The sequence below is a fragment of the Trebonia sp. genome, assembly GCF_030042015.1.
Lineage (GTDB): Bacteria > Actinomycetota > Actinomycetes > Streptosporangiales > Streptosporangiaceae > Trebonia.
This window is the reverse complement of sequence record NZ_JASIAL010000490.1, coordinates 1-10,077: the sequence shown is the minus strand read 5'-3', so window position 1 is coordinate 10,077 and position 10,077 is coordinate 1. Positions and strand designations below refer to the sequence as shown.

The following is a 10,077-nucleotide window of genomic DNA, read 5'->3' as shown; positions in this document are numbered from 1 at the left end:
GCCGCCGCATCGGCGCGGCGTCGGCGGCCAGCGAGATCGCGACCGCCTGGGGTACCGCCTCGCTGCCGGCCACCGCGGGCCGCGCGACGAGCGAGATCCTCGCTGCGACCGCGGCCGGTGACATCGATGCGCTGCTGATCGGCGCGGTCGATCCGGATGACCTGCCCGACCCGGCGGCGGCGCTGCGGGCGATCGAGTCGGCCGACTTCGTCGTCAGCCTCGAGCTGCGCGTCAGCGCGGTGACCGACCGGGCCGACGTCGTCTTCCCGGTCGCGGCTGCGGCGGAGAAGTCCGGCACGTTCGTCAACTGGGAGGGCCGGATCGGCTCGTTCGAGGCCGCGCTGCCGGTGCCCACCGTGCGGACCGACCTGCACGTGCTGGCCGCGCTGGCCGACGAGATGGACGTGCACCTCGGGCTGCCCGACCTCGAGTCAGCCCGGCGCGAGCTCACCGCGCTGACCCGCTCGGCTGCCGAGGTGACCCCGGCTCGCGACGACGCCCCGCTGGGGCGGATCGGCCAGCTCCAGCCCGAGCGTCCGGGCCCGGGCAGGGCGCTGCTCGCCACCTGGCATAATCTCCTCGACGCTGGCCGGATGCAGGACGGCGAGCCGAATCTGGCTGGCACGGCGCGTGCCGCCGTCGCCCGGTTGTCCGCCGCCACCGCCGCCGAGGTCGGCACCGCCGACGGTGCGAAAGTGACCGTGGCGACCGGCCGCGGCTCGATAACTGTCCCCGTGGAGATCACAGCTATGCCTGACCGGGTTGTCTGGCTGCCGACCAACTCGGCGGGCGGCGCCATCCGCCGCGAGCTGGCCGCTGGGCACGGCAGCCTCGTGTCGGTGCGGAGCGCGGGATGAGGGGGATCGCGGCTGCGACGCCGTCGAACATCCCGACCCTGTCCAGCTTCGGGCACGACCCGTGGTGGCTGGTCATCCTCAAGGTGCTCGTCATTTTCCTGTTCCTGATGCTCGGGACCCTGTTCATGATCTGGGCCGAGCGGAAGGTCATCGCGCGGATGCAGCAGCGGCCGGGACCGAACCGGGCGGGCAAGTTCGGCCTGCTGCAGTCCCTGATGGACGGCATCAAGCTGCCGCTCAAGGAAGACATCGTGCCGCGCACCGTCGACAAGGTGCTGTTCTGGCTAGCGCCCGCGATCGCGGCCATCCCCGCGTTCATCGGGTTCGCGGTGATTCCGTGGGGCCCGATCGTGTCGATCGCCGGTCACCGGACGCCGCTGCAACTGACCGACCTGCCGGTGGCAGTGCTGCTGCTCCTCGCGATGAGCTCCATGGGCGTGTACGGCATCGTGCTGGCCGGCTGGGCGTCTCGGTCGCCGTACCCGCTGCTCGGCGCGCTGCGCAGCTCGGCTCAGGTGATCAGCTACGAGATCGCGATGGGCCTGGCGTTCGTGCCGGTGTTCCTGTACGCCGGGTCGCTGTCGACCTCGCAGATCGTCGCCTCGCAGATCCACGGCGCCGAGTTCCACTTCTTCGGCTACATCTGGCACTGGCCCTCGTGGTACGCGATCCTGCTGCTGCCGTCGTTCCTCATCTACATCATCACCATGGTCGGCGAGACCAACCGGCTGCCCTTTGACCTGCCCGAGGGCGAGGGCGAGATCGTCGCCGGCCACATGACCGAGTACTCGTCGCTGAAGTTCGCGCTGTTCTACCTGGCCGAGTACGTCAACATGATCACCGTCTCCGGCCTGGCCACGACCCTGTTCCTCGGTGGCTGGCGGGCGCCGTGGCCGCTGTCGGCGTGGGCCAGCTTCGACAACGGCTGGTGGCCGGTGCTGTGGTTCCTGCTCAAGGTGGCCGGGTTCATGTTCTTCTTCGTGTGGCTGCGCGGCTCGCTGCCGCGGATCCGCTACGACCAGCTCATGCGGCTGGGCTGGAAGGTGCTGATCCCGGCCGCGCTCGCGTGGACGCTGATCGTCGCGACCGCGCGGGTGTACCGCAATCAGGGCGCCAGCCCGGCGCTGTACATCATCGCCGGCGGCATCATCGTGGTGCTGCTGACGCTGCTGTGGCGCTGGGAGTCGGCGCCGCAGCGAGCCGAGCGGCTGGCCGCCGAGGCGACGGAAGCCCGGCTGGCGAGCGGGGAAGCCGAGCCGGAGCCGGCGTTCCCCACCCCGCCGCTGGACCTTCCGCACTACCACGGGATCGGCATCGCCACGAGCAGGCCGGTGCTCGCCGGGGTGGCCGACGACGAGGCAAAGGAGGTGTCCAGTGCCTGAGTTCCTGGGCCAGGTCAAGGGCTTCGGCGTCACCTTCCGGCAGATGTTCCGCAAGGTCGACACCGTCCAGTACCCCGAGCAGAAGCTGCCCACCGCGCCGCGGTTCCACGGCCGTCACCAGCTGAACCGGTGGCCGGACGGACTGGAGAAGTGCATCGGCTGCGAGCTGTGCGCCTGGGCCTGCCCAGCCGACGCGATCTACGTCGAGGGCAGGGACAACACGCCGCAGGAGCGCTATTCGCCAGGCGAGCGGTACGGGCACGTCTACCAGATCAACTACCTGCGCTGCATCCTGTGCGGGCTGTGCATCGAGGCGTGCCCCACCAGGGCGCTGACGATGACCAACGAATACGAGATCGCCGACGACAACAGGGAAAGCCTCATCTGGACCAAGGAGCAGCTGCTCGTGCCGCTGCTGCCCGGCATGGAGGCCCCGCCGCACGCGATGCGGCTCGGCAATGACGAGAAGGACTATTACCGCCTTGGCGGCGCCGGGGTGGTCGCCACGGGCCGGGCGCCCGGGATGGCCGGGCCCGGCGGCGTGACCGGCCCCGCGCTCTACGCCACCGCGACCAGCCGCGTGGTCGCCGGCCAGGACGAGGTCAGGTCGGGCCAACAGGAAAAGGACGTGGCGCAGTGACGCACATTCTGGCCGCGGGTGGTAACGGCACGAACCTGGACGCGGACTACGGCGAGGTGCTGTTCTGGATCCTCGCGGTCCTTTCTGTCTCGGCCGCGGTCACGATGATCTGCGTCAGGCAGGCCGTGCACTGCGCGCTCATGCTGGCGATCGTGATGCTCTCGCTCGCGGTCATGTACGCCATGCAGGGCGCGCCGTTCCTGGCGTTCGTGCAGGTCATCGTCTACACCGGCGCGGTCCTGATGCTCTTCCTTTTCGTGATGATGCTGATCGGGGTCAGCTCCGCCGACTCACTCGTTGAGACGATCCGCGGGCAGCGGCTGTGGGCGGGGCTGGGCGCCATCGCGTTCGTCGTGCTGCTGATCGTCGGCATCGGGCACGCCGCGATCGGCACCGCGCATCCCGCGACGGCCGCGAACAGCACCGGCAACCTCACCGGCCTCGCCACGCTGATCTTCACCACGTACGTGTACCCCTTCGAGGCAACCAGCGCCCTGCTGATCACCGCCGCGCTCGGCGCGATGGTGCTCGCGCACCGGGAGCGGACCACGCCCAAGCCGACCCAGCGGGAGCTGGCGCGGCGCAAGATCTCCAGCGGCCAGGTCGCCCCCGCGCCGCCGCCGGGTGTGTACGCCCTGCACGACGCGGTGGACTTGCCAGCACGCCTGCCCGATGGAAGCACCACGGACCGTTCTGTATCAGGGGCGATATCCCAGCGGGACCTCGACCTCGGCCGCGACCCCGAGCGGACCGTGGCCGCCGATCTCGCCGCGGAAGAACGCATCGAAGCCGAGCGGCAGATCGAGGCCGCCGCGCGCGGGAGGCCGGCTGGTTTGGGCCAACAGGAAGGGGATACGCAATGAGCCCGGCAGCCTACGTGTTCCTGGCCGTGATCCTGTTCGGCATCGGCGGGGTCGGCGTGCTCGTGCGCAGGAACGCGATCGTGATCTTCATGTGCGTCGAGCTCATGCTGAACGCGTGCAACCTGGCGTTCGTCGCGTTCGCGCGGATGTGGGGAAACCTGGACGGGCAGGTCGTGGCGTTCTTCGTGATGGTCGTGGCGGCCGCGGAAGTCGTCGTGGGGCTCGCGATCCTGATGGCTATCTACCGGGCCCGCAGGTCCGCGTCGGTGGACGACGCGAACCTGCTCAAGTACTGAGAGATTGGACGTGACGATGACGACGCTGGCTGCGACCGGCGTGTTCCGGGTCTCGTGGCTGCTGCTCGCGTTTCCCGTCTTCGGCGCGGCCGTCCTGCTGCTCGGCGGCCGGCGCACCAACCGGTGGGGCCACCATCTCGGCGTGGCGATGCCGCTGGCCGCGTTCGTCTACGGCGTGATCGCCTTCTTCACCCTGCTCGGTTACCACGGCAATCGCGAAGTTGACCTGCACATGTACTCCTGGATCCCGGTGGCCGGGTTCCAGGCGAACATCGGGCTGCTGATCGACCCGCTGTCGATCTGCTTCGCGCTGCTGATCACCGGGGTCGGCTCGCTGATCATCATCTACTCGGTCGGCTACATGGCGCACGACACCGACCGGCGGCGGTTCTTCGGCTACATGAACCTGTTCCTCGCGTCGATGCTGCTGCTCGTGCTGGCCGACAACTACCTCGCCCTGTACGTGGGCTGGGAGGGCGTCGGCCTGGCCTCCTACCTGCTGATCGGGTTCTGGCAGTTCAGGCCGTCGGCGGCGGTCGCGGCGAAGAAGGCGTTCATCGCGAACCGGGTCGGCGACGCCGGCCTGTCGCTGGCGATCATGCTGATGTTCGCCGAGTACGGGACGTTCAACTTCACCGGCGTCGACGCGGGGGTCAAGCACAGCGGCAGCGGCGTCGCGCTGGCCCTCGGCCTGCTGCTGCTGCTCGGCGCGTGCGGCAAGTCCGCGCAGGTGCCGCTGCAGTCCTGGCTGCTGGACGCGATGGAGGGCCCGACCCCGGTGTCGGCCCTGATCCACGCCGCCACGATGGTCACCGCCGGCGTCTACCTGATGGTGCGGTCCAACCCGATCCTGTTCTACTCCGCGGACGCGCGGGTCGCGGTGGCGATCGTCGGCGCGGTCACGCTGCTGTTCGGCGGGATCATCGCGTGCGCCAAGGACGACATCAAGAAGTCCCTGGCCGGGTCCACCATGTCGCAGATCGGCTACATGATGCTCGGCGCCGGCCTCGGCCCGGCCGGGTACGCGTTCGCGATCGGGCAGCTGCTCGCGCACGGGTTCTTCAAGGCCGGCCTGTTCCTTGGCGCGGGCTCGGTGATGCACGGCCTGGACGACGAGGTGAACATGCGGCGCTACGGCGCGCTCGGGCGCGTCATGCCGGTCACGTCCGTCACGTTCGGGCTCGCCTACCTGGCGATCATCGGCATCCCGCCGTTCTCCGGGTTCTTCACGAAGGACCCGATCATCGACGCGGCCTGGAGCTCGGGCGGGACCCAGGGCTGGCTGCTCGGCGGCGCGGCGATCATCGGCGCTGGCATCACCGCGTTCTACATGACGCGGATGATGCTCATGACCTGGTTCGGCGCCAGGCGCTGGGACGAGCACGCGCACCCGCACGAGTCGCCGGCCGTGATGACGTCGCCGATGGTCGTGCTGGCCATCGGGTCTGTCGGCGCGGGCGCGTTCCTGATCATCAACGACCGGCTGCTGGACTTCCTGTCTCCGGTGGTCGGGCTGCCGCCGACCTCGCACGGGATATTCACCTGGCCGGGCGGGATCGCCCTGATCCTGGTGGTGCTCGCCGCCGCGGGCGCGTGGGCCATCTACGGCCGGGTGCCCGTGCCGGCGACCGCGCCGCGCGGCAGCTTCGTCACGGTCGCCGCGCGCAAGGACCTGTACGGCGACGTGTTCAACGAGTCCGTGCTGATGCGGCCCGGCCAGTGGCTGACCAGGCTCTCGGTTTTTTTCGACAGTCGCGGCATCGACGGGCTCGTCAACACGCTGGCCGCGACGATCGGCGGGTCGTCGGGACGACTGCGCAGGGTTCAGACCGGTTTCGTGCGCACTTACGCGCTGTCCATGCTCATCGGCGCCGTGCTGCTGGTAGCCGGCCTTCTGGTGGTGAGGCTGTAATGAACGGCTTTCCCTGGCTGACGATCGCCGGCGTCATCCCGCTGGCGGGGGCGTTGGTGGTCGCGCTCGTCCCGTCGCTGCCCAGGGACAGCGCGCCGGACGACGTGTCGGCACGCGCCCGGCTGGTCAAGCTGGTGGCCCTGGCGTTCTCGCTGATCGCGCTTGTCTGGGTGATCGTGATGGCGACCAGGTTCAACACCAGCGGCCCGGACTTCCAGTTCACCGAGCAGTACTCCTGGATCCCGCAGTTCGGCGTGCACTACGCGCTGGGCGTGGACGGCATCGCGCTCGTGCTGATCGGCATGACCGTGGTGCTGATGCCGGTCGTGATCCTCGCCTCCTGGCACGACGCGGACAACGCGAAGCGCTCGGTGAAGACGTACTTCGCGCTGATGCTCGTCCTCGAGACGATGATGATCGGCGTCTTCGCGGCCACGGACGTGTTCCTGTTCTACGTGTTCTTCGAGGCCATGCTGATCCCGATGTACTTCATGATCGGGTCCTTCGGCGTCGGGCCGCGGCAGTACGCCGCGGTGAAGTTCCTGCTGTACAGCCTGCTCGGCGGGCTGCTCATGCTGGTCGCCGTCATCGCGCTCTACGTGTACGCGGGCCAGTCCGCGGCCACCGGGCACCACGGGACGTTCCTGTTCTCCACCCTGGTGCACGTCTCCCTGTCGCCGACCGTGCAGAAGTGGCTGTTCCTCGGGTTCTTCATCGCGTTCGCGATCAAGGCGCCGCTGTGGCCGTTCCACACCTGGCTGCCCGACGCGTCGTTCTCCGCCCAGCCGGGAACCGCGGTGCTCATGCTCGGCGTCATGGACAAGGTCGGCACGTTCGGCATGATCCGGTACTGCCTGGAGCTGTTCCCGACCGCGTTCCGCTACTTCACGCCGCTGGTCCTCACGCTCGCGGTGATCAGCATCCTGTACGGCGCCGTCGTGGCGATCGGCCAGACCTCGATGAAGCGGCTGATCGGTTACACGTCGGTCTCGCACTTCGGCCTCATCGTCCTTGGCATTTTCGCCCTGACGTCGCAGGGCCAGTCGGGCGCGACCCTGTACATGGTCAACCACGGGTTCGCCACCGGCGCGATCTTCCTGCTCGCCGGGTTCCTGATCGCCAGGCGCGGCTCGGACCGCATCGCCGACTACGGCGGCGTGCAGAAGGTCGCGCCGCTGCTCGCCGGGCTCTTCCTTGTGTCCGGCCTGGCCCTGCTCTCGCTGCCGGGGCTGTCCACGTTCGTCAGCGAGTTCCTCGTGCTTGTCGGCACGTTCTCGCGGTACAAGGTGGCCGCCGCGTTCGCGACAGCGGGGATCATCCTCGCCGCGGTGTACGTCCTGTGGATGTACCAGCGTGCGATGAACGGGCCGGTGGCCGAGTCCGTCAGCGGCATGCCCGACCTGAAGGCGCGCGAACTGCTCGCCGTGGCTCCGCTGATCGCCCTGATCATCGCGATGGGCGTCTACCCCAAGCCCGTGCTCGACGTGATCAACCCCGCGGTGCAGTCCACGATGTCCCAGGTGCACTCCACCAACCCGGTGCCCGCCCACCCCGTATCCGTATCCGCAGGAGCCCAGCCGTGACTTCCCTCCTCGCCGCCACCACTTCCGGGGCGATCCCCGCCCCTAGCATCGAGTACAGCCAGCTCGCGCCGATGCTCGTGGTGTTCGGCGCGGCCATCGTCGGCGTGCTCGTCGAAGCCTTCGTGCCGAGGGAGCTGCGCCGCAGCGTGCACCTGCTGCTCGCGTTCGGCAGCCTCGCCGCCGCGTTCATCTGGACCTGCGTGATCGCGGCGTCCTCGACGCTGTTCGCGAAGGGCAGCGCCGGCCACGTCGCGGCGATGGGCGCGGTCGCCGTGGACCGGCCGACGCTGTTCATCCAGGGCACGATCCTCGTGCTCGCCTTCGTCAGCGTGCTGCTGATCGCCGACGCCTCACACGACGTGCCTGAGTTCGCCGGGCAGGCCGCCGCCCCGCCAGGGTCGGCCGAGGAGCGCGAGGGCCTGCTGGCCGGCCTGGTGCACACCGAGATCTACCCGCTCACGCTGTTCGCCGTCGGCGGCATGCTGCTGTTCCCGGCCTCCAACGACCTGCTCACGATGTTCGTGGCGCTCGAGGTGCTGTCGCTGCCGCTGTACCTGCTGTGCGGGCTTGCCAGGCGCCGCCGGCTGCTGTCGCACGAGGCGTCGATGAAGTACTTCCTGCTCGGCGCGTTCTCCTCGGCCTTCTTCCTGTTCGGCGTCGCGATGCTGTACGGCTTCTCCGGCTCGGTCAGGCTGTCCGCCATCGCGTCCGCGGCCGCCAGCAACACCTCGAACTCCACGCTGCTGTACGCCGGCATCGCGCTGGTCGGCGTCGGCCTGCTGTTCAAGATCGGCGCGGTGCCGTTCCAGGGCTGGAAGCCGGACGTGTACCAGGGCGCGCCCACGCCGATCACCGCGCTGATGGCCTCCTGCACGGTCGTGTCGGCCTTCGGCGCGCTGCTGCGCGTGTTCTACGTGGCGTTCGGCAACCTGACCTGGGACTGGCGCCCGGCGCTCTGGGTGATCGCCATCCTCACGATGGTCGCGGGCGCGGTCGTCGCCATCACCCAGACCGACGTCAAGCGGCTGCTCGCCTACTCCTCGATCGCGCACGCCGGCTTCGTGCTGACCGCGGTCATCGCCGTCAGCGCGGCAGGCCTGTCCAGCAGCCTGTTCTACCTCGCCTCCTACGGGCTGACCACGGTGGGCGCGTTTGCCGTCATCACGCTGGTGCGGGACCCCGGCGGCGAGGCCGGGCACCTGTCCCGCTGGGCGGGCCTCGGCCGGCGCTCGCCGGTAGTGGCGAGCATCTTCGCGCTGTTCCTCATCGCCTTCGCCGGCATCCCGCTGACCAGCGGGTTCACCGGGAAGTTCGCGGTCTTCCAGGCCGCGATCGCCTCCGGCGAGACGGCGCTTGTCATCGTCGGCGTGCTGAGCAGCGCGATCGCCGGGTTCTTCTACGTCCGGGTGATCGTGCTGATGTTCTTCAGCGACCCGGTGCCCAACGGCCCCGAGGTGATCGTGCCGAGCGTGTTCACCGGCACCGCGGTCGGACTGGGCGTGGTTGCCACGGTCGTCCTCGGCATCGTCCCCGAGCCGGTCCTGAGCCTGGCCAGCCATGCGGCGAATCAGCTCTTCGTCAGCTAAGCGTCGCCCGCCGGCTGCGGCTGCGGCCGCACTGGTTGTGGCTGCGCAGAACGGGCATACTCGGAAATTCGAGGCGTTCGCGCGTGCCGACGACGTGGAGAGCATGTGATCGCAGTTCCCGTAGATTTCCCGGACTCCGCCCTGGCAGCGGAGGTGCTCGACGATCTGGCCCGGGTCGAGGCATCGCTTGTCAAGACCGCCCATCCCGACGACGAACTGCTGACCGAGGCCTCCAGGCACCTTCTCGGCGCCGGGGGTAAGCGGTTCCGCGCCATGCTCGTGCTGCTTGCCGCGCAGTTCGGCGACCCCCGCGATCCTCGGGTCATCGACGCCGCGGTGGCGATCGAGCTCACCCACCTGGCGACGCTGTTCCACGACGACGTCATGGACGAGGCGCTTGTGCGGCGCGGCCACGAGTCCGTCAACTCACGGTGGAACAACTCGGTCGCGATCCTCACCGGCGACTTCCTGTTCGCCCAGGCCTCCAGGATCCTCGCCGACCTGGGCCCGCAGGCCGTCAGGATCCAGGCCGAGACGTTCACCCGGCTGGTCACCGGGCAGATGGCCGAGACGATCGGCGTCCGCCCCGGCCAGGATCCGCTTAACCACTACATGCACGTGGCCACCGAGAAGACCGGATCGCTGATCGCCACGTCCGGGCGGTTCGGCGCGCTGTTCTCCGGCGCCCCCGCGGACGTGGTGGACCGGATCGCCGTGGCCTGCGAGCAGCTCGGCGTGGCGTGGCAGCTCTCCGACGACGTGATCGACATCGCGAGCGACTCGGTGCAGTCGGGGAAGACGCCCGGCACCGACCTGCGCCAGGGCGTCCGGTCGCTGCCGGTGTTGTACGCGCTGCGTGGTGTGGGGTCTGGCGTGCCGGCCGGCGGCGCGGCGGGCGGCGGTGCGGCGGCCGGGGTTGTCGGCGCCTCGTCCGGCGCCTCGTCCGGCGCCTCCTCCG

9 protein-coding genes are annotated in these 10,077 nt (G+C 69.4%); all 9 read left to right on the top strand.

Features of this window, described 5'->3' with window-relative positions; genetic code table 11:
* The coding region (locus tag Q1N79_RS26070; protein WP_300613443.1) for a molybdopterin-dependent oxidoreductase at positions 1 to 857 on the top strand (857 nt) is incomplete at its 5' end.
* A complete protein-coding gene (gene nuoH, locus Q1N79_RS26065) occupies positions 854 to 2,239 on the top strand; it encodes an NADH-quinone oxidoreductase subunit NuoH (protein ID WP_300613441.1) in 1,386 nt (461 codons plus the stop codon). The genes Q1N79_RS26070 and nuoH, both read left to right, overlap by 4 nt.
* The gene (nuoI, locus tag Q1N79_RS26060; RefSeq protein WP_300613439.1) at positions 2,232 to 2,879 is read left to right on the top strand and encodes an NADH-quinone oxidoreductase subunit NuoI; all 648 of its coding nucleotides are present in this window, start codon (positions 2,232 to 2,234) and stop codon (positions 2,877 to 2,879) included. Before nuoH ends, nuoI begins: the two co-directional genes overlap by 8 nt.
* Positions 2,876 to 3,742, top strand: coding sequence for an NADH-quinone oxidoreductase subunit J (locus Q1N79_RS26055; RefSeq protein WP_300613437.1), 867 nt, complete (start codon positions 2,876 to 2,878; stop codon positions 3,740 to 3,742). The genes nuoI and Q1N79_RS26055 overlap by 4 nt, the downstream gene beginning before the upstream one ends.
* Entirely contained in the window at positions 3,739 to 4,038 is a 300-nt protein-coding gene (gene nuoK / locus Q1N79_RS26050) for an NADH-quinone oxidoreductase subunit NuoK (RefSeq protein WP_300613436.1), read from the top strand. The genes Q1N79_RS26055 and nuoK overlap by 4 nt, the downstream gene beginning before the upstream one ends.
* Before the next feature lie 16 nt (positions 4,039 to 4,054).
* Positions 4,055 to 5,950 (top strand): NADH-quinone oxidoreductase subunit L, encoded by a 1,896-nt coding sequence (gene nuoL, locus Q1N79_RS26045; RefSeq protein WP_300613434.1) that lies wholly within the window; start codon positions 4,055 to 4,057, stop codon positions 5,948 to 5,950.
* Positions 5,950 to 7,533, top strand: a complete 1,584-nt coding sequence (locus Q1N79_RS26040; RefSeq protein ID WP_300613432.1) for an NADH-quinone oxidoreductase subunit M — start codon at positions 5,950 to 5,952, stop codon at positions 7,531 to 7,533. Before nuoL ends, Q1N79_RS26040 begins: the two co-directional genes overlap by 1 nt.
* Positions 7,530 to 9,119 carry an NADH-quinone oxidoreductase subunit NuoN gene (gene nuoN / locus Q1N79_RS26035; RefSeq protein WP_300613430.1) on the top strand — a complete coding sequence of 530 codons (1,590 nt, stop codon included), beginning with the start codon at positions 7,530 to 7,532 and terminating at the stop codon, positions 9,117 to 9,119. The genes Q1N79_RS26040 and nuoN overlap by 4 nt, the downstream gene beginning before the upstream one ends.
* A 105-nt stretch (positions 9,120 to 9,224) precedes the next feature.
* A partial coding sequence (locus Q1N79_RS26030) for a polyprenyl synthetase family protein (RefSeq protein WP_300613428.1) occupies positions 9,225 to 10,077 on the top strand: 853 nt, incomplete at its 3' end.

Excerpts from the sequence above, each read along its gene's own strand:
- Q1N79_RS26040 (WP_300613432.1), top strand. The coding sequence starts at position 5,950 with ATGAACGGCTTTCCCTGGCTGACGATCGCCGGCGTCATCCCGCTGGCG.
- nuoK (WP_300613436.1), top strand. The coding sequence starts at position 3,739 with ATGAGCCCGGCAGCCTACGTGTTCCTGGCCGTGATCCTGTTCGGCATC.
- nuoH (WP_300613441.1), top strand. The coding sequence starts at position 854 with ATGAGGGGGATCGCGGCTGCGACGCCGTCGAACATCCCGACCCTGTCC.
- nuoL (WP_300613434.1), top strand. The coding sequence starts at position 4,055 with ATGACGACGCTGGCTGCGACCGGCGTGTTCCGGGTCTCGTGGCTGCTG.